At 52.9% G+C, this 26,202-nt stretch carries 26 protein-coding genes; 14 read left to right on the top strand and 12 right to left on the bottom strand.

Annotated elements, in window-relative coordinates; translation table 11 throughout:
• Positions 1-256: 256 nt before the first annotated feature.
• A complete protein-coding gene (locus AC5QPF_RS10345; RefSeq protein ID WP_494963121.1) occupies positions 257-1,846 on the top strand; it encodes a diguanylate cyclase in 1,590 nt (529 codons plus the stop codon).
• 66 nt (positions 1,847-1,912) lie between these two features.
• Here AC5QPF_RS10345 and AC5QPF_RS10340 read toward each other — a convergent pair whose 3' ends face one another.
• Positions 1,913-2,863 (bottom strand): EamA family transporter, encoded by a 951-nt coding sequence (locus tag AC5QPF_RS10340; RefSeq protein ID WP_494963120.1) that lies wholly within the window; start codon positions 2,861-2,863, stop codon positions 1,913-1,915.
• 102 nt (positions 2,864-2,965) lie between these two features.
• On the opposite strand from AC5QPF_RS10340, the gene AC5QPF_RS10335 reads away from it, so the two are divergent.
• Positions 2,966-3,853 carry a LysR substrate-binding domain-containing protein gene (locus tag AC5QPF_RS10335; RefSeq protein ID WP_494963119.1) on the top strand — a complete coding sequence of 296 codons (888 nt, stop codon included), beginning with the start codon at positions 2,966-2,968 and terminating at the stop codon, positions 3,851-3,853.
• A gap of 138 nt (positions 3,854-3,991) precedes the next feature.
• Entirely contained in the window at positions 3,992-4,222 is a 231-nt protein-coding gene (locus AC5QPF_RS10330) for a 4Fe-4S binding protein (RefSeq protein WP_494963118.1), read from the top strand.
• Between the two features lies 1 nt (position 4,223).
• Here AC5QPF_RS10330 and AC5QPF_RS10325 read toward each other — a convergent pair whose 3' ends face one another.
• Positions 4,224-5,228: a Fic family protein gene (locus AC5QPF_RS10325; protein WP_494963117.1), complete on the bottom strand. Its 1,005-nt coding sequence runs from the start codon at positions 5,226-5,228 to the stop codon at positions 4,224-4,226.
• Between the two features lie 499 nt (positions 5,229-5,727).
• Between AC5QPF_RS10325 and AC5QPF_RS10320 the strand changes: the two genes are divergently transcribed.
• From AC5QPF_RS10320 to AC5QPF_RS10310, 3 genes are all read left to right on the top strand, one after another.
• The gene (locus AC5QPF_RS10320; protein ID WP_494963116.1) at positions 5,728-6,924 is read left to right on the top strand and encodes a hypothetical protein; all 1,197 of its coding nucleotides are present in this window, start codon (positions 5,728-5,730) and stop codon (positions 6,922-6,924) included.
• A 336-nt stretch (positions 6,925-7,260) separates the two neighbouring features.
• Positions 7,261-7,554, top strand: coding sequence for a plasmid mobilization protein (locus AC5QPF_RS10315; protein WP_494963115.1), 294 nt, complete (start codon positions 7,261-7,263; stop codon positions 7,552-7,554).
• On the top strand, positions 7,551-8,705 hold the full coding sequence (locus AC5QPF_RS10310) for a relaxase/mobilization nuclease domain-containing protein (protein WP_494963114.1): 1,155 nt from the start codon (positions 7,551-7,553) through the stop codon (positions 8,703-8,705). Before AC5QPF_RS10315 ends, AC5QPF_RS10310 begins: the two co-directional genes overlap by 4 nt.
• Here AC5QPF_RS10310 and AC5QPF_RS10305 read toward each other — a convergent pair.
• On the bottom strand, positions 8,695-9,162 hold the full coding sequence (locus tag AC5QPF_RS10305) for a 3'-5' exonuclease family protein (RefSeq protein ID WP_494963113.1): 468 nt from the start codon (positions 9,160-9,162) through the stop codon (positions 8,695-8,697). The two genes, AC5QPF_RS10310 and AC5QPF_RS10305, sit on opposite strands and share 11 nt — an antisense overlap.
• Positions 9,163-10,023 (bottom strand): hypothetical protein, encoded by an 861-nt coding sequence (locus AC5QPF_RS10300; RefSeq protein ID WP_494963112.1) that lies wholly within the window; start codon positions 10,021-10,023, stop codon positions 9,163-9,165.
• Positions 10,024-10,127: 104 nt separating this feature from the next.
• Here AC5QPF_RS10300 and AC5QPF_RS10295 point away from each other — a divergent pair, with 104 nt between their 5' ends.
• Both AC5QPF_RS10295 and AC5QPF_RS10290 read left to right on the top strand, forming a co-directional pair.
• Positions 10,128-10,430, top strand: coding sequence for a hypothetical protein (locus AC5QPF_RS10295; RefSeq protein ID WP_494963111.1), 303 nt, complete (start codon positions 10,128-10,130; stop codon positions 10,428-10,430).
• Positions 10,423-10,695 (top strand): hypothetical protein, encoded by a 273-nt coding sequence (locus AC5QPF_RS10290; protein ID WP_047595180.1) that lies wholly within the window; start codon positions 10,423-10,425, stop codon positions 10,693-10,695. The genes AC5QPF_RS10295 and AC5QPF_RS10290 overlap by 8 nt, the downstream gene beginning before the upstream one ends.
• Before the next feature lie 407 nt (positions 10,696-11,102).
• On the opposite strand, the gene AC5QPF_RS10285 is transcribed toward AC5QPF_RS10290, so the two are convergent.
• Positions 11,103-11,552, bottom strand: coding sequence for a hypothetical protein (locus AC5QPF_RS10285; protein ID WP_494963110.1), 450 nt, complete (start codon positions 11,550-11,552; stop codon positions 11,103-11,105).
• A gap of 175 nt (positions 11,553-11,727) precedes the next feature.
• On the opposite strand from AC5QPF_RS10285, the gene AC5QPF_RS10280 reads away from it, so the two are divergent.
• The 3 genes from AC5QPF_RS10280 (at position 11,728) to AC5QPF_RS10270 (ending at position 13,745) form a co-directional block, all read left to right on the top strand.
• Entirely contained in the window at positions 11,728-12,699 is a 972-nt protein-coding gene (locus AC5QPF_RS10280; RefSeq protein ID WP_494963109.1) for a hypothetical protein, read from the top strand.
• Positions 12,700-12,771: 72 nt separating this feature from the next.
• The gene (locus AC5QPF_RS10275) at positions 12,772-13,095 is read left to right on the top strand and encodes a hypothetical protein (RefSeq protein ID WP_494963108.1); all 324 of its coding nucleotides are present in this window, start codon (positions 12,772-12,774) and stop codon (positions 13,093-13,095) included.
• Positions 13,095-13,745 (top strand): hypothetical protein, encoded by a 651-nt coding sequence (locus tag AC5QPF_RS10270; protein WP_494963107.1) that lies wholly within the window; start codon positions 13,095-13,097, stop codon positions 13,743-13,745. Before AC5QPF_RS10275 ends, AC5QPF_RS10270 begins: the two co-directional genes overlap by 1 nt.
• 6 nt (positions 13,746-13,751) lie before the next feature.
• Here the strand turns inward: AC5QPF_RS10270 and AC5QPF_RS10265 are convergent, their stop codons facing one another.
• From AC5QPF_RS10265 to AC5QPF_RS10235, 7 genes are all read right to left on the bottom strand, one after another.
• Positions 13,752-16,118, bottom strand: a complete 2,367-nt coding sequence (locus AC5QPF_RS10265; RefSeq protein ID WP_494963106.1) for a phage tail protein — start codon at positions 16,116-16,118, stop codon at positions 13,752-13,754.
• A 30-nt stretch (positions 16,119-16,148) separates the two neighbouring features.
• Entirely contained in the window at positions 16,149-16,949 is an 801-nt protein-coding gene (locus AC5QPF_RS10260; protein ID WP_494963105.1) for a phage BR0599 family protein, read from the bottom strand.
• On the bottom strand, positions 16,906-18,438 hold the full coding sequence (locus AC5QPF_RS10255) for a hypothetical protein (protein WP_494963104.1): 1,533 nt from the start codon (positions 18,436-18,438) through the stop codon (positions 16,906-16,908). The genes AC5QPF_RS10260 and AC5QPF_RS10255 overlap by 44 nt, the downstream gene beginning before the upstream one ends.
• Positions 18,435-19,376 carry a hypothetical protein gene (locus AC5QPF_RS10250; protein ID WP_494963103.1) on the bottom strand — a complete coding sequence of 314 codons (942 nt, stop codon included), beginning with the start codon at positions 19,374-19,376 and terminating at the stop codon, positions 18,435-18,437. Before AC5QPF_RS10250 ends, AC5QPF_RS10255 begins: the two co-directional genes overlap by 4 nt.
• Positions 19,373-20,245: a hypothetical protein gene (locus AC5QPF_RS10245; protein ID WP_494963102.1), complete on the bottom strand. Its 873-nt coding sequence runs from the start codon at positions 20,243-20,245 to the stop codon at positions 19,373-19,375. The genes AC5QPF_RS10250 and AC5QPF_RS10245 overlap by 4 nt, the downstream gene beginning before the upstream one ends.
• A 35-nt stretch (positions 20,246-20,280) precedes the next feature.
• Entirely contained in the window at positions 20,281-23,019 is a 2,739-nt protein-coding gene (locus AC5QPF_RS10240) for a phage tail tape measure protein (protein ID WP_494963101.1), read from the bottom strand.
• A gap of 309 nt (positions 23,020-23,328) precedes the next feature.
• The gene (locus tag AC5QPF_RS10235) at positions 23,329-23,736 is read right to left on the bottom strand and encodes a phage pre-tape measure protein (protein ID WP_494963100.1); all 408 of its coding nucleotides are present in this window, start codon (positions 23,734-23,736) and stop codon (positions 23,329-23,331) included.
• A 108-nt stretch (positions 23,737-23,844) separates the two neighbouring features.
• Between AC5QPF_RS10235 and AC5QPF_RS10230 the strand changes: the two genes are divergently transcribed.
• The 3 genes from AC5QPF_RS10230 to AC5QPF_RS10220 are packed head-to-tail and all read left to right on the top strand — an operon-like array spanning position 23,845 to position 26,185.
• Complete coding sequence (locus AC5QPF_RS10230) at positions 23,845-24,192, top strand: hypothetical protein (RefSeq protein WP_494963099.1); 348 nt, start codon at positions 23,845-23,847, stop codon at positions 24,190-24,192.
• Positions 24,186-24,788, top strand: coding sequence for a histidine phosphatase family protein (locus AC5QPF_RS10225; protein WP_494963098.1), 603 nt, complete (start codon positions 24,186-24,188; stop codon positions 24,786-24,788). The genes AC5QPF_RS10230 and AC5QPF_RS10225 overlap by 7 nt, the downstream gene beginning before the upstream one ends.
• A 17-nt stretch (positions 24,789-24,805) precedes the next feature.
• Complete coding sequence (locus AC5QPF_RS10220; protein ID WP_494963097.1) at positions 24,806-26,185, top strand: hypothetical protein; 1,380 nt, start codon at positions 24,806-24,808, stop codon at positions 26,183-26,185.
• Positions 26,186-26,202 lie beyond the last annotated feature (17 nt).

The following is a 26,202-nucleotide window of genomic DNA, read 5'->3' as shown; positions in this document are numbered from 1 at the left end:
CCCCGACACTGCCCGGGATCACCGAAGGGGCCGCCTTGGCACGCAAATAATGTCAGCGTGATATTACCGCGCCCCTTCGAGCAGATCCATTGCCTCGCGGAGCTTGTGGCTATTCGATGAAAGTCTCATTACCCTTGGCGCGACAATGACAGGCTGCAAGCGCAGTATGTCGCGCTTTCCACACGAAAGAGATGGTTATTAGTCATCCGCGCTGTGCGCCGGTTCATGATTCACGATCGAGGCAAGGGGGCTTCGGGTGCCGTTCAAGACTTTCTTCCGTTGGGACCTGCGCAGCCTGATCCTGCTGCTGACCCTGGTCACCGCCCTGGTCACCCTGCTCAACAGCTTCCATGCCAGCTACCGCGTGCAGTACCAGTTGCTGATCGACAACGCCCTGGAGGCCAATCACGCCTATGCCTCGAAACTGGCCTCCAGTACCGAAACCTACCTCCAGGCATCGCAGCAGCAACTGGCCTATGCGGCCAATCTGCTGGCCGACCGCTTCGACGATATCGACGGCCTGCACAGGGAGGCCACGCGCCTGCGCCTGCAGACCAACACCTTCAATTCCGTCGTCATCACCGATGCCCACGGCAAGGTCCTGACCACCTCCCCCGACACCCTGCAGATCATCGGCAAGACCCTGGAGTCGGAGGGGGCCGTGGCCGCCCTGCGCGAGCGCAAGCCGATGATCTCCAGCCCCTACATGTCGGCGGCGAACAACCTGATCATCTTCATTTCCCAGCCGGTGTTCGACCGCGGCGGCAACTACCTCGGGCTGATCGGCGGGAGCATCTACCTCAAGCACAAGAGCATCCTCAACGAACTGCTCGGCGAGCACTACTACAAGAACGGTTCGTACCTCTACGTAGTCGATGCCAACCGCCGCCTGCTCTATCACCCGAACGCCGACCGGGTCGGCACCATCGTCGGCGCCAACACCCTGATCGACGACCTCGCCAGCCGCGACAACGGCACCGAGAGGGTGATCAACAGCGAAGGCCTGGACATGCTCGCCGGATTCGCCACGGTGCCCTCGGCGCACTGGGGCATCGTCGCCCAGCGCTCCACCGCGTCGACCCTGGAAGGGCTCAACCCGTTGCTGCTCAACGTGATCCTGAAGACCATCCCGCTGGCCATCGCCAGCTTCCTGCTGATCTGGTGGTTCTCGCGGATCATCGCCCAGCCGCTCAAGCAACTGGCGGCCGGCGCGCACAAGATCAGCGAGCCGGAAACCAGCGTGCAGATCGAGAAAGTGCGCTCCTGGTATTTCGAATCCTCGGAGCTCAAGCGAGCACTGCTGATCGGCCTCAACCTGCTGCACGAGCGTCTGGGCAAGCTCAACCACGATATCCAGACCGACCCCCTCACCGGCCTGCGCAACCGCCGCGGCCTGGACCTGGCGGTGACCCTGTGGCAGGCGGAAAAACGTCCGTTCGCGGTGGTGGCCATCGATATCGACCATTTCAAGCGGGTCAACGATACCCATGGGCATGCGGTGGGCGACGAGGTGCTGCAGGCGCTGGCCGAGCTGATGCGCAGCTGTTCGCGAGACAACGACGTGATCTGCCGGTCCGGTGGCGAGGAGTTCTTCATGCTCCTGCCAGGCGCCAGCCCGACCGCGGCGGCGCGGGTGGCGGAGCGTTTGCGCGCACTGGTGGAAGACACCCGCTTCGAGACCATCGGGCACCTGACCGTGTCCATGGGCGTGGCGGCGTGGCCGTTGCATTCGGAGAATGCGGCGCGGGTGTTCGAGGTAGCGGACGAGCAGTTGTACCTGGCCAAGCAGCAGGGCCGGAACCGGGTCAGCGTGGCGCTTGAGGCCGAGGCCGACACTCCGGCTTGAAGCCGCTGCAAACCCTGTGGGAGCGAGCTTGCTCGCTCCCACAGGCCAGATCAGCATTGACAGGCCTCAGGCAGCAACATCCCTCCCCAGAACCACCTTCGGCTTCCCTGGCTTGAGCCGGGAAATCCCGAACAACACTAACGCCAACCCGGCAATCTGGTACGCCGAAATCTCCTCGCTGAGCAGCGCCCACGACCCCAGCACCGTCAGCACAGGTCCGAGATTGCCCACCGCCGCCGTCTGCGTCGCGCCCAGGCGCTGGATCGCCAGCGACACCCACCAGATCGGCAGCACCGTGGAGAAGATCGCCATCAGCAACGCATTCAGCCACACCGCTGCCGGCAGTTGACCAAGCAGGGAAAAGTCCCCCGTCAGCAGATAATGCCCCAGCACCATCACCGATGACGCCGTCCCCGCCAGTCCCGCCAGGCGCATGGAGCTCATGGTCTTCAACATTACCCCGGTCCCCGAGTAGTACAGCGCATAGGTCACCGCACTGGCGAAGACCCACAGCGACCCGAGGATCACCTGGTTGCCCACCCCGGAAATGCTCACGTCATGTACGAAGGCGATGCCCAGGCCGAGGTAGCACAGGCCCATGGCCACCAGCACCCGCGGGGTCGGCCGCTCGCGCAGGGCCACGGCCTGGAAGATCAGGACCAGGGTCGGGTAGGTAAAAAGGATCAACCGTTCCAGCCCTGCGCTGATGTATTGCAGGCCATAGAAATCGAACAGGCTCGCCAGGTAATAACCGAACAAGCCAAGCAACAACACGCGCCCGCCGCTACCCCAGGTCAGCGGCGCGTTGTCGTGCTGCCGACTGGCCCAGACCAGCCAGACAAACAACGGCAAGGAAATGCCCATGCGCAGGGCAAGCAAGGTTATGGCATCCACGGTACCGGCGGCGTAGGCCAGCTTGACGAAGATCGCCTTGAAGCTGAAACCAAGGGCGGCGAGCACGGCGTAGAGGCTGCCGTTGTCGAGAGAGCGTTGAATCGGGGAAGGCAGGGTAATCATGGAGGTCCGCACCAGAATGTGACAGGCTTATTCTGAACAGAACGCCACCGTGCCAGAATCGCTTTTTTCCGAACAGGGCGTTCTGAATTGGAGAAACCCTGGATGCACTTCGACCTGCCCGACCTGCGCCTGATCGCCGCCATCGCCGAAAGCGGCAGCCTGAGCAAGGCGGCGGCGAGCTTTCCGGTGGCGGTGTCCGCCGCCAGCACGCGCCTGCGCCAGTTCGAAGAACGCAGCGGCCTGGTCCTGTTCACCCGCAAGGCGGACGGCATGCAACTGACCCCGGCCGGGCGCCTGGTGCTGGAGTCGGCGCGGGGCGTGCTCGGCGAAGCGCGCAAGCTGGAGGACATGCTCAAGGAACTGGCCGGGCAGAAACGCATCACCCTGCACCTGGCCGCCTCCACCGTGAGCAACAGCACCCTCCTGCCCAGCGTGCTCGGCCCGTTCCTGTTCGACTACCCGGAAATCGACCTGCACCTGGTAGAACACAAGAGCGTGGACATCCTGCGCATGGTCCGAGGCGGCGAATGCGAGATCGGCGTGTACGACGGCAACCTGATCAACGAAGGCGTGGTTTCGGTGCCGTTCCGCAGCGAGCGCCTGGCCTTGCTGGTGCCGGGGGATCATCCCTTGGCCGCACACGGCCAGTTGCACTTGCACGACGCCCTCGCCTACTCCTTCGTCTGCCTGCCGCCGGAGCGGGCCATGCAGCGCTTCGTCGAGGAAAAGGCGCTGAACCTTTCCATGCCGTTGAAGATCCGCGTCCGCGCCCCGGGCTTCGAAGCCATTGCGCAACTGGTGGCGCAGCGAGCGGGGATCGCCATGCTGCCGGAGACCACGGCGCGGCGGCTGGAGCAGGAACTGCCGGTGCGCTGCGTGGTGCTGGAGGAGCGCTGGGCGGCGCTGGAGTTGCGGATCTGTTTCAGGGCGTGGGAGGCGTTGAGCTCGCATGGGCGGGAGTTGGTGACGTTTCTCTCAGGTCACCACTAGAGCGCTCCGGGTGCGGCGAGAACTGAGTAGTCGGCCAGGAATCGCCAATCCGTATAACGAACTGATATTTCTGTCAGGTGTGCACGGGGCGGCTGAGCCATAGCATGGGGCTGTCATTTTCCTTCAAAGGAAGCTGCCATGACTTACGCCGTGACCAACGCCTGCGAGAACCACATCGGTTGCGACGAATCCTGTCGCGACGTCTGCATTCTTCTGATGAGCAACAAAAGGGCTGTCATAGACCCGAACTCCTGCATCGACTGTGACGCCTGTCGCGAGGAATGCCCACTGTCGGCGATCAAGGATGGCGAACATGCGAGCGCCAGCGACCTGAAGTTCAACGCCACTCAAAGTGCCAAGTTACGCTGAGTCAAGAGCGCAACGACCTGCGATAGCGTTGCAATGGACTACGCGGCGAGGCCGGATCGAGCATCTCGACGACCCCGGCAGCAAGGGCTGGCTTGAGGTAGTTCTTGCTGAACGCCGGACGATGATTCAGCCCCAGTCGCTGCATCAGCTCACTGGCTTTCAGGGCTTCGCCAGGCGCAAGTACCTGCAACAGGCGAATTACTTGTTCGCTTACTTGTTCGCTTACTTGTTCGCTCACTTGTTCGCTTTCCGCACTTTCGATCAGCGCCTCGCGAAGTGCATCGAGCATGAACTCCACGAACGGCGTCGCCTCGGCAATCCTGTCGGAAAGCGCCAACGCGTCGTAATACGCATCCTGTTGCTCACGAATTACGCTTTCCACAGGCAGATAAGCCAGCACCTCTCGCCACTGGCTGAGTATCAGGGTTTGCCAGAGCCGCCCCATCCGCCCGTTGCCATCAGCGAAGGGATGAATGAACTCGAACTCGTAGTGGAAGACACAACTGGCGATCAGCGGATGCAGTTCGCAGCGCCCCAGCCAGGCCAGCAGATCGTCCATCAGTTGCGGCACCCGGCTGGCCGGAGGCGCCATGTGCAACAAGCGCTCACCGCGGTAGATGCCGACACCGCCACGCCGATAGTGACCGGCATCGTCGATCAGGCCGTGCATCAGCAAGGCATGGGCGGCCAGCAGATCGACATGTCGACCGGGCTGCCAGCCGGCCATCGCCTCATAGGCGGAAAAGGCGTTGCGCACTTCCTGGATCTCGCGGGGCAAACCCAGTACATGCTTGCCATCCAGCACGGCAGTGACCTGTTCGACGCTCAGCGTGTTGTTCTCGATCGCCAGCGAGGCCTGGATGGTCCGGATGCGGTTGCCCCGGCGCAATTGCGGTGTCGCTACCTGCTCCTGACGCGCGAACAGCAGGCCGACACGCTCGCCGATTTCAGCCACCAGCGAGAGCATGCGTGAGGTCAGGGTCAAGGGCGGCTGATACTGGCTCAAGCGAGCGCTCCTGCGGAAATGGCTTTCCATGATGGCAGAAACCGGCGGCCACTCAAACGCACGCCGTTACAGGCGAACACCCCGCCATCTGGTAAACTGCCCGCCTTTCCCTCGATCTCCACGCCGCGTCCCGCCCAAAGTGCCCGATGCGCCGAAGCCACGTAGTCGACCCATGCTCACAGAATCCGCGACAACCCCCGCCACCCTGTCCCGCCGCTTCAGCGTTGCGCCGATGATGGATTGGACACCCAAAGCCCGTAAACATTGATCAAAACGAGATTCGTGTACAGTTTATGTGCAGCTTTTCGTACCCCTCCTGTACCCGTGATCACTAATTTTTGCTGGATCTGTTGGACTCGACAGTGGCGATGTACACGTCCAGTCATGGCATTACCGACTGACACTACCTATTCTTCTCCGCCCTTCCGTGGTGAGCATCCAGCCAGGTTTCGTGCTATGAGTGATGGCACATTGACCCGCGCCGGCTCAGGGAGACGCCATGCTGACCATCCTCCATCCTCATCTTTTGCAGCACGTTAGAGACCTCCATCACGGACTATGCACGGTTGCGAACGACAAGGAAGGCACGTTCATACTCATCATCAAGGTGCCTAAGGAAGCCGTCCTAGCAGCAAAAGCGAAACAGAGGGTTTGCTTCTACCTAGCCCCATGCCAAGTGAGCGGCGAGATCTGCTACGGTCTGGTAACCACATATGAAGATGACGAACTCAATCCGTTGATGGTGGTTACTCCGCTACTTGATGATGAAATGGGAAACTCAATACTTCATCTACTTTCTGTTGAAAGCTTCGACATTCATTTCTTCGACGACAACAATCGCGAGCTGCTAGGCTACAAAGCGCAAAACAAGAAATTTGCAGAATTTGATAAAAGCCACTACAAACTTTGCTCCCCAAGCATTGAAGCCGCATTTGAGATTCGAGACCTGACCAACCATTGGTTTCTTCGCAGGTCACTCGAAGATGATGAAAATTCATTCAAGGTAAATTTCATAGAACCACTCATGGCCGATGACTTGTTCATTCTTGACGCCGTTCCCATGAAAAACTTATTCCAGAAAGGCCCACCCGTAAGCCATTCAACACTCGAACGACAAGAACCTGGCAGTTACCAGGAAATGGATATCGTAAAGTTACTCCAAAAAGTATTCCATGAAGACTCCATATTTCTCAATCCTCTTCGAACAGACAACAATGAAGAGTTTGTAGATGTCATGGTCGCATCAGACGACTACCTATTATTGATTCAAGCCAAAGATAGTCCAAACACAGAAAAGTCCTTAAACAGAAGCCTGAAAAGAAAAATCTCTACCGTCTCAAAAGCTCTAGACAAAGCCATCGACCAAACTAGAGGCGCGATAAAGTACCTCCGAAAAGGTGATGATCTAAAGTTTCATTTTGGCGATGACATCTTTGAAATTGACACTTACGACAAGACCGTTAGAAACCTAATTATTGTACAAGAGGCCTTCACAAGCGAATGGGAAGGTTATTCGGATAGAGTTGTGGCTTTAGGAAAAGAAATGAATGCATCTTGCTATGTTATGGGCTATCCAGATCTTGTGACATGGACTGCTAAGCTCAAAACCCCCGAAGAGTTTTTTGAATCCTTTGATGCAATAGTAGAGGAAGGAATAGAAACTGGATCATTCCCTACGATCACCTTCCATCGCTAGCTCCTCGCTCTCTGCCATAGCGAAGTCACACTCTCACAAAGTGACTTCGCTCTTACCCATAGTGAAAGTCACTCTCCCCTAAAGCGAATTAGCACTCCCCAAGAGCGAAACCGCACTCCCCTATAGTGATTTTGCATTCACACCTTGCGAAAGTTTAGTTATACATTAAACTTTCTTAAATTTATCGTTGAAACACCAAAAGCTCCAGTTGCACAATAAGTCTAGAGCTTCTTTTTAGCCAGTTGTGTCTATGTCAGACATAGGCGATTAGCTACTCACATCCCTCCGGGTGTTGCGTTAAATTGGCTCGATAACAATAAAATAAAGGTGAGTCAGATGAAAGATGATATCAAGCAGAACAAAGATTCAAGGATCACAATAAGATTAACTAAGTCTGAGCTCGAAACGCTCGAAGCAAAGATGTCCCAGGCTGGCTACAAAGCTGCTGGTGCATTCATTCGAGACTTCGTAGTCAACAATAGCGTCAAGCCGAAAATCAGCGGAGATGTCGTTCAGATCGCTCGGGAGCTCATGAACTTAGCATCGATGATCAACGCCGAATACCCAGGCGCGGCACTACTTGAAAAAGTAAAGAGGATCGCTCAGATCAACGCCGGAGGTGCGGCATGATCGGCAAAATCTTCCCTAAGTCAGCAGGTTCTTTCAAAGGTCGAATACGATACATTTTCGGCTGCACTAAGCATGACCACGAGATTACCGGCATCCGCACGATTGACTCGAACTGCCTGAGCCAAGACCCTCTCCCTGGCATCCTCGCAGGTGATGAAACGGATGTCCTGGAGATGATCCGAGAGTTCGACAGCGTCGAGGCAATGCGGCGCATGTCTATCGATTCCGACAAGCTCATCAAGCCCGTCTTCCACGCCATGCTGTCACTCCGCCCAAGTGAGTCTCTGACAACTGCCCAGTGGCGCACGGCTGTCCAGACCTACTTGGCAGATCTGGGCTTTGACGAAACGAATCAATACGTCGCTGTCATGCACCAAGATAAAGATCACCAGCACGTCCACATCGTCGCCAACAGGATTCACCTAAATGACGAGTTCAGTATGGTCAAAGACAGCAACGAGCGCTCAATCAGCCTGGACTCCGTCTCCCGACTCGAAGACCGATTCAAGCTGTCTAAGGCCCCCAAACCAAAAGACACGTGGGGAGTGTCGATAACCCACGCAGAGCTCCAAGCATCGATTCGGGACAACGACCTGCCCCTGAAACACAAGATGATCGCCAAGATCGCCGGAGCAATGGAACGCACACGGGCAACCGATGGAGACATGTTCGACTTCGTAAGAGCGCTGAGAAAGCAAAAAGTCTACATTCACCTCACGCTCAACGAAGATGGCCAACCCAAGGGCATCAGCTATGAGTTTGACGGCAAACATATATCCGGTAGGCAGCTCAAGCGCTCAAGACTAACGTGGCAAAAACTAACTACCCAAGAAGGAATAAAGTATGACCCCGAAACCATTCGTGAACTTCAGATTGAGATTGCAAGAAGAGATAGCGAAGAACAGGAAAGAATTAGACTCTACTTCTACGAATTCATCCCACTCTCAGGTCGGAGAAGGAAACCCGTCTACATTAAATTCACAGCAAGAGACTATCAAGTCCAAAAGCTGATCAAGCAAATATTGGAAATCATCGAGGCTTTGTTCGATACGATCTTCAAGCCCCAAGAGTGCCGGCTCAAGCGTAGCTACATTGAGTACAGCCCTGGCACTCCACTAAGCATCCCGGATGAAGAGGAGCTTACTCTTTGAGATACTGCTTGTAATAACTCATCAGCAAGCGGGCGTCGAGCAACGCATGATGCGGAAGCTCCGGCGCTTCTTCGCCATCCACACCTTTCTCATTGAAAAGATCAATAAGATTTATCGGCGTGTTCGCAACGTTGCCTGGCCACTTGCCTTGATGGTAGACAATGGCGCAAAAGAACTCCCAGTCCCATGCGGGAGCGTCCGACATGATTTCTACGTTATCAAAACTCGCTAGGAAGTCTAGAAGCTTGCCCCTAGCTGTTTCCGTGGTCATTGAGGCATGGCCACCGTTTAATTGTGGCAACACTCGTTCAACAACAAACTCACTACAATCAGCTATCGAATAGCTATCGCTCAGCTCAAAGTAAAGATCCCGACCATCCTCAGCAACTAGCGCCAAAGAGATTAGCTTAGAGCTTGAATTGAGCTGCGTGAATTCACAATCAACTACCAACCTCATTCACGCCTCCTGTGGAAACCTTATTTTCTCGTATCCGTCAATATAGCGAGCCAATCCATACGGGATAAACTTTTCGACTTCGGATTTTTTTTCATTGTACTGATTTGCCATGTCGCTCAGCTGAGACTCACAAGAACCCAGCTTAGAGATAAGCTTACTTAACTTTTTACACTTCGCCTCTACATCCCTGTACATGCCGCCTTTTTCAACAAGCTGAGAGAGCTTCCCTGGCGCAACTTCAAACCTGGCATGAGTGGATAGCTTTTCTCTTTGCTCATAGGTGGAGAACAAGCATTCGAAGTCAGTGAAGTACCTATATAGCTCAACCTGCCTTTCCATATCGGAAACTAAGCTGCCAGTAAGGAACTTAACTACTTTGTGATGAAAATACTCAGCCGAAGCGCTTTCCGGACTATCCTTGTATTGTAGCGCCTCATCATTGAGTTCTTTAATTCGGCTATCTATTAATTCTGCAGGCTGACGAGACGGAATAAACGGGCGAATTTCAGTCTTTCCAAGAAAGAAACTGCTAGGAGCTTTTTCTGTGAGCGAATCCCAAAAAACCAGGCGCTTGAAGTCAATAGACAAAGTCATGTTACATATATCGCGGTAGACCTTGTTATATTCTTCTACTTTCTTCTTATGGTTTGCAACAGCCGTCTTGAATTTCTCCGCAGCAGCACGAGCAGCTGTAGTATCAATGGCAGCAGCCAAATAAGCCAGAGCATCAGAGCGCTGGGGATCTGAAGAGTCTCGCGAGGCAGAAATTAGCAGATCATAAACGGCTTGCTGCCCATTTTCTGCTATAAGCGCTGAAACATGAAATGGCAGTCCTGAATAACCTGAATTAACCCAATCCATACACTAAATCTCCATGTTTTATCTGATTTTAGCAGCATGGCAATTTGCTGGCAAACCTGGCAAGTAGTACAATTAAGATCTCTAGTGTCTAGCTCAGTGATGACATGGAAATCATAAGTTTCGACTCGAATATATACGAGGGTGTAGTTCGCTATGAAGAAGGCGAAGCCTACGTCGAGGGCATTATCTATGGTGCGTTCGATGGCGAACCCGTGGATGGCGACCGAATGACGACGCATAGAGTGAGAAAATCATGGGTAGCGGGCGACGGGATTGGAGCTATCGATAGCCAAGGCAACACATTCCTCCTAGTCGACATCGATGAGACCCATCCGGCTGTGCTGGAGAGCCTTCATGTGCTGCTTGGACTAGCTTACCTGCGTACCGGAAACCCTGAAGATGCCTGAGCAATGGATTTTCCAGAATGCAGTCTTCGCTCATTGGAAAGGCGGCATAACGGTGTTCGGCTTCGCCTTTCAAATGTCAGAAGGCATCGAGAGCGGCACGGGCCATCACACCAAGCTTCGGGAGGCCTGGCACGAAGGAGCTTTCCTGTATTTTCAAGGTAATGACGGTCGAACCTACCAAGTCATTTCTAGGGTAGAGGCGGATTTTACAGACGCTACGGACGCTTACGCCGACGTACTGAAAATGGCTGGTGGTGACGCATGAGAGTGAACTGGATGGTTCCACTGCGGGGAATCTGGGGGCTTCTACGATGGGTAATCCATCAGATCAACATTTGGGGTGGGATTCTCATCTCAATCCCTCTCATGCCAGCGATTTGGCTCTTCATCATGATGACCAAGGGGGCGAGAAGACTCGGAAGGATGGTCAAGCGAGCTATGCGAACTACAGATCACGATATGACTGATGTCTCCGTCGAGAATGGGTGGATTTACGGGCAGGTCGACGGCGACATGTCCGCATTCGGGATGTTCGCTGAGCTCCACTATGACGTCAGGCTATCTCGGGAAGGCATGATCGTTAAGTCTCGGGACGGTAAGACCTTCCTGGTGAAGCAGATGAAAAAAGGCCAGTACCCTGCAGAACTAGCCCATCTCTTAGCTGAAGCATTCTTACGCTAACAACTCCCGCAATGTTGCAGGTGGCAGCCGGCATAGCTCAGACGCCGTGTAAGCCCCTGTGAGCATCAGCAAGGTGGCAGCGTCATAGTCATGCATGTCACCGCCGATACTTCCCACGGCACACAACAGGTCGACCTGATCGTAGTCCGTGTGCCTGACGCTGGTATTTTTATTCTCCTCGGGTTCTTTAGCCTGCGTTGCACGAACTTTTAAATTAAGTTTACCAACTTCATTATTAGCCCTATTAATTAAAGCCCTTAGCCCGGCTTCGCCGTAACTTCCGATGCTCTCTATCGCAATATCAATCAAATCTTCAACATCAACTGCATCATCATGCTCGTATTCTAGGCCGCAATCACACTCTTTATCTAGACCACCCGATTTCATTAACGCCTTGGCAATCTGATCTACATTGATGCGAAGTGAGTTCTTGATACCCATGTTATTTTCCTTTTTTGGGGTCTCGATATAAACATCATATTGAATTAGACCGACCCACTCAATAAATAATTACAATCTATATGAAGTTAATTTGATGTCAAATTGACCCGACCAGCTATTGCATGCCAGGAATCCCTTTATATAATGGACTCATAGAGAGATTTCGGGGTTCAAGATGAGCAAGAAGCTGTCGACATTACTTGTCGCAATCGCATTCCTATTGTCCAGCGTCACTGCAATTTCGGTAGCGCTTGCAATGTACGCATTGATCGACGACAAGAAGTTAGCGCTTCTTTTTGCAGCGGCAGCGGTGCTACTGGATATATTTAAGTACCTGGCGTGGCCGGTTGCTATCCGTGTCCTGAGGGGCACTAGCGCGGCTCTTACAATTAGCTGTGCATTGATGCTGTCGGTAGTAAGTGGATGGGCTACTTATGATCGCTTGATGACTTCGATTAACGTCAGCAAAGCTACGCATGAGGCGATGACTACTGAGCGCGTTACTGCTCTTACAGCCCTGGCTCAGAAAGACTCTGCTCTTATCGCTCAATTAGATAGAGAGATCTCTGATGCAACTGCTCAAGCTAATGACCTGCGCGCTCGTGGGATGGTTTCTAAGGCCCTTGAGCTCGAAGAGTCTGTCAGCAATCGTGCAGCAGCTCAGCGTGCTCAGGCTCTGGCGCGGATCAATTCCGGCTCTCTGGAAATTGCACAGATCAAGTCGACTGTCGCAAAAGCATCTAGCTTACCGCCGCTGCTAGCTCAGTTGCTGTGCCTGGGGTTTGCCATGTCCCTAGAGATCGTACCTGCACTGATTCTGACCGGTGTTCGTACCGCTAGACGCTCTAACACGCATGTTGTAGCCTCATCAGCCATCGAAACGCCACCATTCGAAAATGCTGGGGCTGAGCTGCCACAGGAGACGCCAGAAACGCCAGAAACCCCGAAAACGCTGTTGGGAACGAACGACGAAATCCTGAAATCGCTGGTAACCCAAGTGGAAACGCTGACACCGGGCACTCCAGTCAGACTCAAGGATTTTGCGAGAAAAGCCAGAATCGGCAACCTACGCGCATGTGAAATTTTCAGGACTGCCGAAAACCTGGGAGTGATTAAAAAAACAACAATCGGCTATGTTACGACATGACCGAAAACCCTATGGAACTCGTTGTTGGCAATGGTAAGTTAGTTTTGCTACTTACCTGTAAAAGGATGTTTTATGACGATTTATCGAGTGGTATGGGCCATATTTATGGTCTTGATTGTAGCCCCAGCCTTCATGCTTGCATCCTCGACGGAGTTCTACAGTCTAGGTGAAATCGCTCATGAAGCGGCACACCTTCTCGGCAGCTATCATGTACCGGATATAATTTCCGCTGCCGTTGCTTACCCAATCGCTACTCTCGCCACAATACTACCGAGCTCTAGTTCCCTGTTGCCGTTTTTTGGGGACATGATCTGGAAAGGTGTTGGTGTCATTCTCCTTGCTGCGGCCTTCTTGAATATTCGTCCGCCTTTTTACAAGAAAGGGGTAAAAGAATAATGGCGCTCGTCGGCCCTCGAAGCTTCAAACAAGCGATGAAGTTCCTGATTCCTTTTTGGATTATCGGGGAAGTAGCGCTTGGACTAATAAGGGAGCCACTCGGAGATAAATACACTGGGGAAGTGTATGTTGTAACCGAAAAAAATGGCTTTCCAAAACCCGTTCCACTCAAAGCAAAACTGGATGCTTACTTGGTGGATGGAGCGGCGCTCTATGGCAATTTGGGAACCGGCAGCATTCGACTGAATTTCAGTGGCGATGATTTAGATACTCTCAAAAAGGCAGGTATAGATCCGGCCTTCCTGGGCGAAAACACTAAATCTGCTTGTTCTCCATACAAATCCAGGACAACAAAGAATCGTGAGTTCTTTGCCGGGCATGACAATAGCTACGATGGCTGGCTGACGAGCTACAGCTACGCCTTTGACCTTGCTTTCCGTAACGCCCCGGACGCGCCAAACTGCCACGAAATGCATGTTGGCATCATCGACTTTGACAATATCCAAATCGCGGTTTCCGGGCTCAATTCATCGTCATTTGTGTTCGCAAGTCTGACGAGAGACTCCGAGATCGGCTTTGTTCAGAGAATGCTGATGAAGCTCAGGTACGACAGGAACGATCTACCGAAGTTTTTGAGCGCTCGCGGCTAACAGCTACTACCTGGTCACTGATACGACCGATGCAGCCGAATCGGAATAGCCTGGCTTTTGAGCGGAGATCTCAAAGGTCAGGGCTTGATAGTAAATCCCGCCGTTCAGTGCCATCTCGTCATCAAACGTCCATGAGCTATCAGTGATACCACTCACGGTTTTGACGACAGCCCCGCCCGACCGCACTACAACCTGGCATGTCGAATCGCTGGCCTGGTCGACGTCATCGCTGTAGAACAACACTGCAGGCAATGCCCCCTCTCGACTTCTCCAGGTCACCGTGGCCACGCCTGAAATTTGGCCGCCATCGACACCATTCACACGAACACGCCCAGGCGCCCAAGGAGCCACATTCGATCCGGACACGCTATACGAATGCACGACAGCATCATCGACATCGAGCACTCCCGTCTGCGTTCTAGGCAGCATTCTCAGCGACACAGACTCACTCCGCGCATATTGCCAGTCCGTCACCCCGTAGCCTTCTGATACAGCCCATGCGCGAGCTCCCGCAGGGTGAGGCAGCGGCTTCGTGTTAAACAGCCCACGGTTGATCAGGCCAAGTGTCACGGTGGTCGAGTTGCCGGCTACAGCAGTCTGATAGGAGATCCACTCCCGCCCCAGCGAACTCACGATCAGCATCAACCCCAGCCCCTGACGCACCTCATCGGCGGTAAGAGACGAGAGCTCTGCAGAAGGCCCGGACAGCACCATGCTCGCATCAGTCCACCCAGCTCCCATGGCTGTCGTAGTCGAGAACAACGGAGTGAATGGCATCGCTCCAGCATCGACGTAATCGCTATCAACACCACCCTTCACATTCATCCGGTAGTCCAGAGCAACACCTGGATTTTCAGCAACGACAAGCACGCTCCCTGAGGTTTGGTTTGTCGTCAAAATCACCGGAGCGTCCACGACGTCGAATCGCGTGATGTCGGTCGGTTCGAAGGTTGGCTTCGTCCACTGACGTTCGGAACCATCTGCGTAGACGCTCATAGATACCCCAAAAACGTCCTGGACTAGCGTGAGGCGTACAGCGCCATCTTGGGGAGCGCCGAGGTCGACGCCGGTAACACGCATGACAAGGTTGTCTACGCCTTCTGCTGGCCAACTCAAGCGAACAACATCACCCACCTCTGTGTGAGCTGGGCCTCGATTGCACTCTGCCGTACACGTAGCTAATGGAACGGACGCGCTGGCCATCTCGCGCATAACGATCTTTGACGCCGTGTCGCGGGTGCTGATCATGGGCATCTGGACGACCTGGCCGTCAGAGTCGCCTTTATGAATGCGCATGGCATTGTTCTGAGCGATCACTGTGCGCTCAGTGAAGTCATCGTCGATGCTTGTGTACTTGAGCTTCACTTCAGTGATCGCGGTGTCGAGTGAGCCACGCGTGAAGCCGGAGAGATTCTTGATGTTCGACTGGTCGAGCAGCGGCAGCTCGTCGACCACGTAGTCGTTCCTGATCAACCTGAGCTTCAGGGCTCCTGTTGCTGGATCTGTCTGAAGAGAGCCCTGAATCACACGCTTGATGTCGTTGATCACGTCACCGGCAGTCGTCGAGGAGTCAATGACTGCCGAGATCCCCAGCCCCTCGCCAAACAGCGTTTTAGCTGCGGATGTGAACGAATCCATGTCGATAGACGAGTAGCCCAGGTCAGCGCCGTAGAGCCCGTTCGTGATCATTTCGTAGAGGAAGAATGCAGGGTTTGCGTCGAGTCCGATTTGCTCGTATTGCGCGAAGCGATCATCAGGGGATTTTGGGAATCGGCTAGCCACAAAGCTGACGGCCTGGGGACTAGATGAGTTTCCGATGTACATGCCCTCAAGCACGCAGTACGACACTCCACGTATCGCAGACACCAGGTCACTGCCGACCTTACCAACCAGGTAGGCGTTAGGTGTTTGTGTCCATGTGCCAGGGTAAAACCTCAAGGTGCCAGACACACCACCAGACCCATTGGTATCGCCGCCGAACAGCGAGGGCTTGTCGATAGCAATAGCTCCACCCGAGCTGAGGCCAGACCAAGCCACATCGTCACCAAATTTGATCTCTCGCAGCATGACATCAGGGCCGTGGCAAATGCCGAGTTGCACTCCCATGTAGTAGCGGTATCCGACAACTGTATTCTTTGAGCTGAAGAGGCCTTTCTGCACCTGCTTTATCGCTGAGTTTCGGAGGTCTCCGTACCAGAGAACATTCGGCCCGGATAATCTTCGAGTGCCAGCAAGAACCTGGATCGGACGCTCAGCGGCAGACGGGAACCTAAAATCTCCCAGACCAGCTGCAGTTGGCTTTTCCGTTTTGGGCTGCATCCTTGCGGCCATAACCATGGACAGGACGAAAAGCGCGATCATGAAATAGACCATTGCCTATACCTTTCTTGTTGTTATTAGTGGTCAGTAAACTTGGAACGGGTTGTCAGCAGGGATCGTCAGGAAGCCCAGAAAGTTTTCAAAATTATCGAAAGAATGACATGCCGCAGCAGAGTGATCACACCCCTTTGCCACTTGAATAGCATCCCCGACTTTCAATCCGTCAATCGGCGACATCAGCTTGAAAGCATTGCCGGAACAGGACGTAATCATCCGGAAGTCACTTCCATTTTTTGATAACAAACCTGTGATGTAGTAGTCGTCTTCGTTTTGCTTACTGATTACTTCGACGGTGAAGCCGTTGTCTTTGATTGCCGTGACCTTTGAGTCTTCTTGCCAGTCCTGGATTTGCAGTCCGCACCTGCTGTCGTAGAGGTGATGATTGCATTGGCTCTGATAGCCGCAGCGAAGAACCTGACGCGTGAGGGATCTGGAGACCGGGTTGCATGCGAGGCTGGCGATGCTGTTGTTCCAAGTTACGCTCGTGACCTCTCCGGCGAAGATGTTGATGGACTCGTCCGGCAGGTCGCGTTGGGTCTGAAAGACCTTGAGTGTGACGTGATTTGATGGCAAATGTGAGCGGAACAGCAGAGGTACTGGTGAGTCGCCTGGCATGTCGATTGTCAGTTGATTTTTATAATCCTCGGCGGTGCGCTGGACTTTGCCGCGCTTCAGGCTGAGCGGCTTGTAGACTAGGCCATCGGTGTGCAGGTGCTGACGGCTGCCAGAGGTGTAAGCGTACTTTTCTGTGCCGTGCTCAAAAAGGAAGAGTTCGATGGGTCTAGATAGTGATAGCGCTTTCTGTATCGATTGCAGGGTCAGCATAGTGTAGTTGTCTTATATTTTTAGTTATAGTCGACACTTCGGCGGTGTCGAAGATGTAGCGAAAATCATCAGAGTCAAATCTTGCGAGGTATAGCGGTGCAACTGTTTCGATGTCGCTGGTTTTCAGGTTGTTCGTGGATTCTTTGGTTGTGATTGTTTCTGTACCATCCGGGTTGCCAGTGGCGCTCAGAATAGTTCTGTAAATAGTGGTTCCATCATACAGATTTATTGCCACTATTTGGGCGAGCGAGTTGCTATTGGCGAAGTTAATGTACCCACTGCTTTTGATCTTGAGTTTGTATGTAGGGGCTACGACATCTTCGCTGAGTTCAAACGCTTGGCCTAGGCCCTCAATGTAAAACTCCCCTTGAGCCCCGTTCATGAGCTCCGCAAAGTCCTCGAATCTTTGGCGCTCAACCTCACTGAAAAAGGTGAAGGTTTGGCCAAGGATTTTCACTGTGCCTCGGGCGCGGTCGTAGATGCTCCTGGCTCCTATGAGTGGGTCGAGGGTCTCTCGGAGGCGGTTGTATTGGGTCGTGATGTCTTTGGATCTGTCCGGGCGGAATGGGAAGATTGGTCGGGCGTTCAGGCGTTCGAAGTCGTCGACTGGTGCAGGCTTCAGGATCTGAGTCTCATCGAGATCGAAGGTGATCGTGTGCTGATCAAATCCCCGCAGCAACGATGTGGAATTCGACTCATCTGAGGGGTACGCGATACGGGCAGGGATCACCACCGCATTGGTAGAGAAGGTTTTCTTAGCCATAGAGGTAAGGGTCACGACCCTGTCGGCCACTGACTCGACACTGACTATCTCGGACTCATCCCCTTCACAGATCAAAAGCGTGTCGGATGCCATCACGTGTGCATTGATCGTCTCCAGGACAACAGATGCATCTCCCGCCAAGACTGCTCGTGACAGCTGACACTGCAGCGGCCACAACGGGACAATCATGCTGCCGGTCGATGTGGCTATCTTGTTATCAAAAAGGTACTGCTGCTCATCGGCCAGGCTGTACATGTAGCTCAGGGAGCAGCGAGGGGTGTCACGAAGAGCGATGCGTTGCTCGGTGCCGTCGAATGCCTCGATCACCTCTGTAAGGTACTGGATGCTCATTTCCGGCTGCGTCGACCAATCAATGCGCTCGGGCATTACGAGTGCCATCGATGCGGTCAGACTGAAGCTGTACGCCGATCCAGTGCCGAAGTCGAAGCTGGCCCTGTAGTCGATCACACCCGTAGCTTGGCTAAGAGAAACGCTGTAAGGAATCGACGTGAATGAGTGCAAGCTTCCGGATGTGATGCCGGACAGTGCGACACCGAAAGCCCCCGACTCAGTTACGCCCGTGAGAGCCTTGGCGTCAGTGAATGAGTGCCACAGCTCGAAGCTGAATTCAGCACCAGGCACAATTACCCCCGCATCAATCTCAGCCGGGGTAAGGAAGACGTTATCGAAAAAGAACGAGCCGAAGCTTGTAGCAACCTGGTTCATGCGGCGGGCTCCAGCAATACAGCAATGCCGAGATTAAAGTGGGGATAATCCCGATCAGCCGGGAAAGCCTTGGCGTACTGCGGAAATACCATGAACCGATTGACCCCGAGCTCGTAAACGGCACCAGGCTCGAACGAGTCCATGGGCACCAGGAAAATCTCAGGTAACTCGGCATATGGAGCAAAGCCGCCACCGTACTCAGTAAAAAGAGTGATCGGTATCAGCCCATCCATCCCGCCGACTAGGCCTTTTGCTCGCGAAACAGCCCCCACGTTTCCGTATGCACTACCGTTTTGATGAAAATGTGGAACGCCAGTTAGGGTGCCTTGGCCGTTCGGCCTCAGCGGCCCCCAAGTCCTGCCTCCTACGTCCCAACCACTCCACTCACCATGAGAGAGGCGAACCCCGAAAGTGCCATACGCATTAGCGAACAATGACTGCCTTTGGGTGCTGAGGTAACTCTCCGTTGAGGTAGCGAACTGGCCCCCAGTATTGGCAGATAGCACCGGGAGCACGCCGAACGACAAGCAGGAGTAATGGCCGCCTGAACGCTCGGTGACGAACATCACAAGGTCATTCGATACGAAAAAATGGCATGTGCCTGCGCCGTCACCGCTTTCGACGTAACACTTAGGCGACGACTGAAAACCAGGTTGGTTGACGAAGCCAGCAGTATCGCTATACCCGCTCGCAGCAGAGACGATCACACCGTGCTGCCCTATCGAGCTCGCGCTGTAGTAGTCAACGTAAGGGCTCGATTCCCCAAAGCTACGCAAGCAAAAGAAGGCATCGTCCCGCGAGATCATCAGCTGGATGCCAATGCGCGGGTCATCGAAACCAGCGTACCGGTTGACTGTCCAGCCCTCTAGTTCAAGTCGCTGCTTGATCACCGCCACAAGGTCATCGGAAGAGGTGTAGCGAGATGAGTAGTACTTCATGACAACCTCAACCCGTAAGTCTCAGACGCCTTCGAAACGTTAGGCACTACCAGGTAATCCGCACCATCCACAGCGATGACCGACTCAGCAGCACGCCCCTGGGGAATCGCGAAAACACCATCCAGATATCCCAGCCACTGCCCATCATCTGCGATCAACGCATCTGCATCAGACATACGACCCGAGCTAACAACCAAGGCTGGATACACCACTGCGCCGCCGTCAATCTTCGACCGCAAGCGATGGAATTTCCCATCAAATGGGCGCACGAAGGAATACGAATACGAGTACGGGAACTCATTGGTGAAAGAGGTGTTGCCGCCAGAATTCCCACCAACGATCTGCCAGCCACCGCCAGGCAAGCAGACCTTAGGGCAATACTGGTTGCCACCGGACATAAAAGGATACGCCGACTCCTTCGACCCACCCAGCTCACCAGATCCCCCAATGAAGCACGGAAACGGGTACACGCGATTTGAGCCGAAAGGTAGGATCAACCCTGCATAGTACGAATAGTACGAAGTCCCCGACTTGATGACTCCACACAGCCGCCGAGAATTCACCAGCGTCCACACCCTCACTTCACCAGCAGGCAGAACGAACCGTGGCAGAAACGGCGAGTACGCATAGCTGAACCCACCCGCCTGCAGGGCCACAGGCTCATCAGGATCGAAGTCCTTGAAGGCCTGCACCTCAACCACCCCATCCCCGATCACAAACGCCACAAACCCAGCACTACCCGGAAGCCCAAATACTTTCTCGCTCGAAGTATTCCGGACAACCGGCCAGCCATTTGACGGCAAAAGATCAGTACAAAGAGATGTGAGCCAGTCTGAGCCACTGGCATAAGTAGATATAGCTACTGTCATTGTTATTATTCTTCTAGATCAGTAGCTATATATTATCACAGATTCTTTATCTCATTTATGTTCGCTCGAATATGGTTCATGACCATCCGCTCACCATCCTTGCCTTCCATGGAACTAGCGATGGACTGAGAGTCCAAGACGTTATAGATCCCAATATTCTGTGCCTGGCTCGACTGGCCCTTGCTTCCCTTACCAACATTATTCCGGTGACGTGGATTTTCCTCAGTGAGTACCTCTTCTCCGCGCTTACCTATAATCAATGCCTCATCTGAAGACAGACCTATATTTGGTCGTTCACCGATAATTCCACCTGTGTGAAACTTTGGTAGCACCGACCCTCCAGAACCGCCGAGATTGCCTAGCATTCCCAACAATCCAGTAGCACCAGTGCTCGCCCCCCCGGTATATGCTGACAGCATTGACTGAATAGCTAGCTGGATCAGGAGCTTCGCGATGATCTTCGACACCTCCGTCAACACGCCTTGAGCGAAGTCCGAGAACGCATCTTTCGCTGATTTCGTACCAGAGATAAAGTCAGTGAACAGACCTTCCAGGCCGCCTTGGAGGCTATCCGACACGGTGTCAGTCAGCGTTGCGAGGTCAAACACCTCAGCCCTAGCAGCCTTGGCAGCAGCCTGAACCTTCTCCAAATCAGCTGGGTTACCAGTGACCTCAGCAGCCTTGCTACCTCGCTCCTCCAGCTTGTTGGCTTGGTCGAGGTAGTCCATTGGCGAGATCTGATGCTTCTCAAGCTTTGACTTCAAAGCCGCATACTGGCGCTCGATCTCAGCCATCTCGGCTTGGGCTTTTTTAGCGTTAATCAGCTTTTGAATCGCGGTGGAGTCTTCACCTAGGCTCTCGATGTTTTTGACGGTGTCCTTAAATTCGGACTCGATTTTTTTGATGTCAGCGGAGAGCTGATCGCCGCCGATTGCCAGCAGCTCGATCTGCGCATCAGCCTCAATCTGTGCGATTTGCTGATTGATTAACCCAAGCTCGGCGGCGCGCTCGGCCTTGAGCAGCGCCGCCTGATTCACCAGCTCGGCGCCGATGGTTGCTTGGTCAGCTCGCTTCGACGTGATGTCAGCTTCGAGCTGGGAGATGGTTGCAAGGATGCCAGGCCGGTCGTTGGGGTTTTGAGTGACAGCCAAGAGCTTTTGCTGGCCGGCCAGGCTGCCCTGCAGAGCTTTGATGTCGAGATCGAGTGAGCGCTTCTTTTGCTCGCTGAGCTTCTTGGCGGCTTCTACCTCAATGCGGTACTTCTCATTAGCGATCTGAACTGCGGACAAGTTTTCGAGGCGTGCGCGCTCTTGCAGGCCGGATAACTCAATCTGCTTTTTGGTGTCGATCTTCGAGATCGTAATGTCGATTTCTTTTTTAGCGAGATCGGCCTGGAGCTGGGCCTGGGTTGCTGCGATGGCTGCCGAAGCTTCGGCGTTTTTGGTTTGAAGCTTGGCTAGTTTTTCCTGATTAGCCTTGTCCTTTCTAGAAGCGAGCTCTTTCTGCAGATCCTCTTCATTCTTAATGGTTTGGATTTTGTATCTGTTAAGGAAGTCGTCAGCAGCTTTCTGGTCTTCGTCCGTATCTAGAATGCGGAAGTTTTCCTGGCCGACCTCATGGAGCTTTTGACGGAGTTCCTGGACGCCTTTAATGGATTCTTCGAAGTCTCCTTTTTTTGTTACCTCAATCGGCTTCTTGTAGGAAGCCTGGAGCTCAGAAATATCTTTTTGGAAATTCTTTACCTTGTCTGATACACCGTCAAGGTTGAAGGCGTTAGCAAATGTCTGGATTGGCTGTACAAATTGAGAGTTAAAAAAGCCGATGGTGGTAGCAAAGGCCGACCTAAAAGTATTGGTCATACCATTCGCTGTTTTCACAAACCCAGCATCGATGGTGTCCAGGCCGCGCAGGAAGAGTTCTGCAGTAAAAAGCACACCCTCTCCAAGGAAGCTAAAGACCACATCAAATGTATCCTTAATCTTCCCGGCAAATACCAAGCCGCCCAGGATTCCCGTAAACATGTCAGTGAACTTGTCGCCAATGCTCTTCACCGGAGCTTCGACATCGCTGGACATGGTTACTATAGATTCGGTGACAAGCTGTACTACAGCAGTAACCTGAGGCGAAAGATCAGCGAGCATTTTGCTAAACGCGGTACTACCTACTTTTTCCAATTGAGAAAAAGATTTGCCTAGCTTGCTGACTGCGATGGTGTCAGTGTCACTGAGCGTCAGATTGAAGCGCTTCGCCTCTTCCATGAGCCGCTTGAACTCCTCACCACCATTCTTCAGAACTGGCAGGAGGTTTCTCAAGGCGTCAGAGCCGATTTGATCGAGGAAAGTGAAAGCAGAGTTATCCGACATGCCTTTGAGGGTTTCGGAAATCTTCTGCAACTGCTCCAGTGGATTGAGCTTATTGAATTTGGCAACATCAACATTCATGACTTCAAAGAAGTCGACGCCACCGCCAGATCCAATGGAGCTGAACTCTTCGACCTTAATACGTACTTCATCCAGCGCGTCGAGCAGCTGGTCTGGCTGGACGTTTGCACCATTAAATGCAGCGTACTGAGCCGCCGTCAGATCTTCCATGGAGACGCCAAGGCGCTTAGCCGCTGCATCAAGCTCCGTCATTTCCTTGATGGCTTCATGAAACTTTAAGGCGCCAGTAACGGCTGTCGCTAATGCTGCGATTTTTGTGAATGAGCTATTGAGTATCCCGGAAGCTTCATCTTTAGCCTTTAGGATTAAATTAATTACTGCACTACTAGCCATTTTATTTTTATTCTCCGGCTATTTTTTGCATCAACTCATTGAACGGCTTCGCATCTCCAGACACACAAGCAATACGACTTAAATGCTGAGCATAAAGCTCTCCAGCAAGCTCTGAGCGGCGCAAGTCGCGTTGAACTCCAACAAGGTGAAATACTTTTTTGATTGAATACTTGTAAGGATTGAAATCAGTAGAGTTGTGACCGCAGCCAACCAGAAATTCGCAACTTGATATCAAGACATCCAGGTAATCCGATACCTGGTCTGTCTCTCCTTGTCCTTCCTGCTTTCTTCTCTCGCGCTCGTAATCCGCTATTTGCTGAGCAGCAGTGCGATTGTCGGCGCGAGCTTCTCCAGACTTTTTTTTAGACCCTCAGGGAATGTCAGAGTCAGAACAGTAGAGAGCAGCTCCACCTGAGTCATGAGCGGAAAGTTGCGAATATGCTCTGCTGCTTCTGGCTGTTTGCAGCCCATGGCGATGCATGAAGCACCGAAAGCCGGAAACTGCAGCATTATGATCTTGGAGTTATCACTGGCCTTATTATCTTCCTTTGCATTATGAAAGAAGATTGCTGCAAGGATTTTTGCGTGCTCTCCTGCAAGCCGCACAAAGTCCTCAGTAGTCAGCCCGTAAACATCGAGAGACTTCTCGGGCTCATCGCCGAGAGCTTGTGTGATAACAACTTTCTTAAACGGAACAACGAGATCAAGCAGAGACATTGAAGTGGCCTTTCTTATTATTATTCTTGTATAGCAATAATATCATTTCGATTGACATAAATGTGACGACAGTCAAGAATGCGTTGAGCTCAAAGATGGCATGAGGCCATGATGAAAAAGATTTCTGAACTGACGCCGGCAGAACGTGATGATTACGTTTGTCGTCAAAGTGCAGCGGTGCTTAGGGCGAGCGGGTATGACATGCCGGAGGATGCGGCCCTCGACTACCTGTTGGATTCCGAGTCTGCTCCAGGTTATCGGTTTGATGTGCTGGACTGCGTTTTCAACTGCATCGCATTCACTTTGCAGCACAAGCGTGATGATGCAGAAGCGATGGAAGCCATGGAAAACCTACTTCAAGAGGCAGGTGCTGAGCATGTACACCGGCTGACGGATCAACTGTTCAGGATTGCCCACGCGGCGGCCAGAGATGAGCTGGAGCCACTCGTATGCTGACTGTCCATTTCGTTCGTCATGGTGAGAGCGCTGCCAACGCCGGCACCGCTACATCCGACCCGGCACTTATTCCACTGACCGACCTGGGCTGGGAGCAAGCACGAGCTGTCGCAGAGACGTTCTTGCAGGTGCCGACATTGATCGTCACTTCTCCTTATGAGCGTGCTGCTGATACCGCGAAGCCTACCATTGCTCGTTTTCCAGGCGTGCCGGTTGAGGTTTGGCCTGTTGAGGAGTTCACTTACCTATCACCTTCTAGATGCGCAAACACCACGGCAGCAGATCGTAAGCCGTGGGTGGAGAGCTACTGGACGTCTGCTGACCCTGACTTTGTGGATGGGCCAGGTACTGAATCTTTTGCGGGCCTGGTGCAGAGAGCAAGGGAGTCGCTGCGCCGGCTGCACGGCATGACTGGCCTGGTGGCTGTGTTCGGTCACGGTCAGTTCATTCAAGCCGTGCGGTGGCTCGTAGCTCAATCACCAGAGCGAATCGACTCGGATGCAATGCGAGCCTTTCGCGCCTTCGATCTTGAACACACCATTTCGAACTGCCAGGTGATCACCATCGATCCCGACGGCCAGCGTTGGCTTTGTTAATTGAGCAAGGAGCTGCTATGACCGACGAAGTAAAAATTGTAAGACTGGACTTAAAGCGATTTACTGCACTTGTTGGGCCCTCGCGCAGCCCACGAGCCGAGTTTTTTAGCAGAGAGATCGATTGGTATAGCAATGAAGATGAGTCAGTTCTCGGTGTGGTTCTCCTCGACACTTGCGACAATGACTATGTATGGCTGACGCTTGGGCGAGATGAAATCGGGCGCTACAGGAACTTTGGAATCAACGCATGCATTGAAACACAAGAAGAAGCTACCTCGCAACTTTTGGCCGAACTTGAAAGAATCACTAAAACAGGCCAAACAGTATTTCCGCAAGGTGACAAAGGGAAAGCTTTAGACTTATTTAACATCATTGTCCCTAATGAAAAGATCCATCCATTTTTTAGGAGACTGTCGGAAGAGCCGTCCTTTTCCTGCGCTAAAGGTATCATCGGGGAAATGATGCCTCATTACACTGACATCGATGGAAACTTCGTCGAGCAGTTCCAGTCTGCTGGTTTTGATGCTCGGATCTGGGAGCTGTACTTAAATGCCTACCTTATCGAAGAAGGTTTTGAGTTTGATCGCTCCCACTTCGCTCCAGATTTCAATGTAAGCAAGTATGGTGAAAAGGTATGTATTGAAGCGACTATCGTAGGCCGCAAGCAACCTTTGACGGAAGAAGATGCCAAGATACCAGCCAAGGAATACACAAAAGAAGAAATCCTCGAAAAATCCATGGGCGAAATGCCTATAAAATTTGGCAGCCCGCTGTATTCTAAGCTCAAGAAAAAATACTGGGAGCACAAACACGTTGCCGGCAAGCCGCTGGTAATAGCAATTGCCGATTTTCATGATAAGCAGTCAATGCTTTGGAGTTCTACATCCCTCCCGAGCTACTTGTATGGCGTTCGGCACAACTCTCATTATGATGAGGACGGGAAGCTCGTTATAGAACCCATTCAGATTGACATGCACAAATTTGGAGACAAAGAAATTCCTTCTGGGTATTTTTTCCAGCCTGACTCTGAAAACATCAGCGCTGTTATGTTCTCCAATAGCGGAACGATATCTAAGTTCAACAGAATGGGTAAACAGGCTGGCTTTGGCTCTAGTAAAGTAATGTTGGTTCGCACAGGCTTCTGCCATGATCACGATGAGAATGCATCTCTACCGAAAGCGTTCATGATCAATGTGACTGGTGAGACCAATGAAAACTGGGCGGAAGGTCTCTCTATGTTCCACAACCCGAATGCTCTTCACCCGATCCATCCGGGACTATTTCCCTCGATAGCCCATCATTGGTTTAAGGATGGCCAGATTGTCAGCCATCTTCCAGACTTCTACCCATATTCCTCTACTACAAACATTCTGAACATCGTTGACGACAAGAAATAGAAAAGGGGGCGCGAGCC

Source organism: Pseudomonas sp. Con_6 (assembly GCF_059379395.1).
The sequence above is the reverse complement of the archived record's forward strand: the minus strand, read 5'-3'. Positions and strand labels throughout refer to the sequence as shown.

Excerpts from the sequence above, each read along its gene's own strand:
- AC5QPF_RS10245 (WP_494963102.1), bottom strand. The coding sequence starts at position 20,245 with ATGACAGTAGCTATATCTACTTATGCCAGTGGCTCAGACTGGCTCACA.
- AC5QPF_RS10330 (WP_494963118.1), top strand. The coding sequence starts at position 3,992 with ATGACTTACGCCGTGACCAACGCCTGCGAGAACCACATCGGTTGCGAC.
- AC5QPF_RS10290 (WP_047595180.1), top strand. The coding sequence starts at position 10,423 with ATGCCTGAGCAATGGATTTTCCAGAATGCAGTCTTCGCTCATTGGAAA.
- AC5QPF_RS10240 (WP_494963101.1), bottom strand. The coding sequence starts at position 23,019 with ATGGCTAGTAGTGCAGTAATTAATTTAATCCTAAAGGCTAAAGATGAA.
- AC5QPF_RS10230 (WP_494963099.1), top strand. The coding sequence starts at position 23,845 with ATGATGAAAAAGATTTCTGAACTGACGCCGGCAGAACGTGATGATTAC.
- AC5QPF_RS10300 (WP_494963112.1), bottom strand. The coding sequence starts at position 10,023 with ATGGATTGGGTTAATTCAGGTTATTCAGGACTGCCATTTCATGTTTCA.
- AC5QPF_RS10275 (WP_494963108.1), top strand. The coding sequence starts at position 12,772 with ATGACGATTTATCGAGTGGTATGGGCCATATTTATGGTCTTGATTGTA.
- AC5QPF_RS10285 (WP_494963110.1), bottom strand. The coding sequence starts at position 11,552 with ATGGGTATCAAGAACTCACTTCGCATCAATGTAGATCAGATTGCCAAG.
- AC5QPF_RS10235 (WP_494963100.1), bottom strand. The coding sequence starts at position 23,736 with ATGTCTCTGCTTGATCTCGTTGTTCCGTTTAAGAAAGTTGTTATCACA.
- AC5QPF_RS10315 (WP_494963115.1), top strand. The coding sequence starts at position 7,261 with ATGAAAGATGATATCAAGCAGAACAAAGATTCAAGGATCACAATAAGA.
- AC5QPF_RS10280 (WP_494963109.1), top strand. The coding sequence starts at position 11,728 with ATGAGCAAGAAGCTGTCGACATTACTTGTCGCAATCGCATTCCTATTG.
- AC5QPF_RS10220 (WP_494963097.1), top strand. The coding sequence starts at position 24,806 with ATGACCGACGAAGTAAAAATTGTAAGACTGGACTTAAAGCGATTTACT.
- AC5QPF_RS10320 (WP_494963116.1), top strand. The coding sequence starts at position 5,728 with ATGCTGACCATCCTCCATCCTCATCTTTTGCAGCACGTTAGAGACCTC.
- AC5QPF_RS10250 (WP_494963103.1), bottom strand. The coding sequence starts at position 19,376 with ATGAAGTACTACTCATCTCGCTACACCTCTTCCGATGACCTTGTGGCG.
- AC5QPF_RS10270 (WP_494963107.1), top strand. The coding sequence starts at position 13,095 with ATGGCGCTCGTCGGCCCTCGAAGCTTCAAACAAGCGATGAAGTTCCTG.
- AC5QPF_RS10225 (WP_494963098.1), top strand. The coding sequence starts at position 24,186 with ATGCTGACTGTCCATTTCGTTCGTCATGGTGAGAGCGCTGCCAACGCC.
- AC5QPF_RS10340 (WP_494963120.1), bottom strand. The coding sequence starts at position 2,863 with ATGATTACCCTGCCTTCCCCGATTCAACGCTCTCTCGACAACGGCAGC.
- AC5QPF_RS10255 (WP_494963104.1), bottom strand. The coding sequence starts at position 18,438 with ATGAACCAGGTTGCTACAAGCTTCGGCTCGTTCTTTTTCGATAACGTC.
- AC5QPF_RS10335 (WP_494963119.1), top strand. The coding sequence starts at position 2,966 with ATGCACTTCGACCTGCCCGACCTGCGCCTGATCGCCGCCATCGCCGAA.
- AC5QPF_RS10260 (WP_494963105.1), bottom strand. The coding sequence starts at position 16,949 with ATGCTGACCCTGCAATCGATACAGAAAGCGCTATCACTATCTAGACCC.
- AC5QPF_RS10265 (WP_494963106.1), bottom strand. The coding sequence starts at position 16,118 with ATGGTCTATTTCATGATCGCGCTTTTCGTCCTGTCCATGGTTATGGCC.
- AC5QPF_RS10310 (WP_494963114.1), top strand. The coding sequence starts at position 7,551 with ATGATCGGCAAAATCTTCCCTAAGTCAGCAGGTTCTTTCAAAGGTCGA.
- AC5QPF_RS10295 (WP_494963111.1), top strand. The coding sequence starts at position 10,128 with ATGGAAATCATAAGTTTCGACTCGAATATATACGAGGGTGTAGTTCGC.
- AC5QPF_RS10305 (WP_494963113.1), bottom strand. The coding sequence starts at position 9,162 with ATGAGGTTGGTAGTTGATTGTGAATTCACGCAGCTCAATTCAAGCTCT.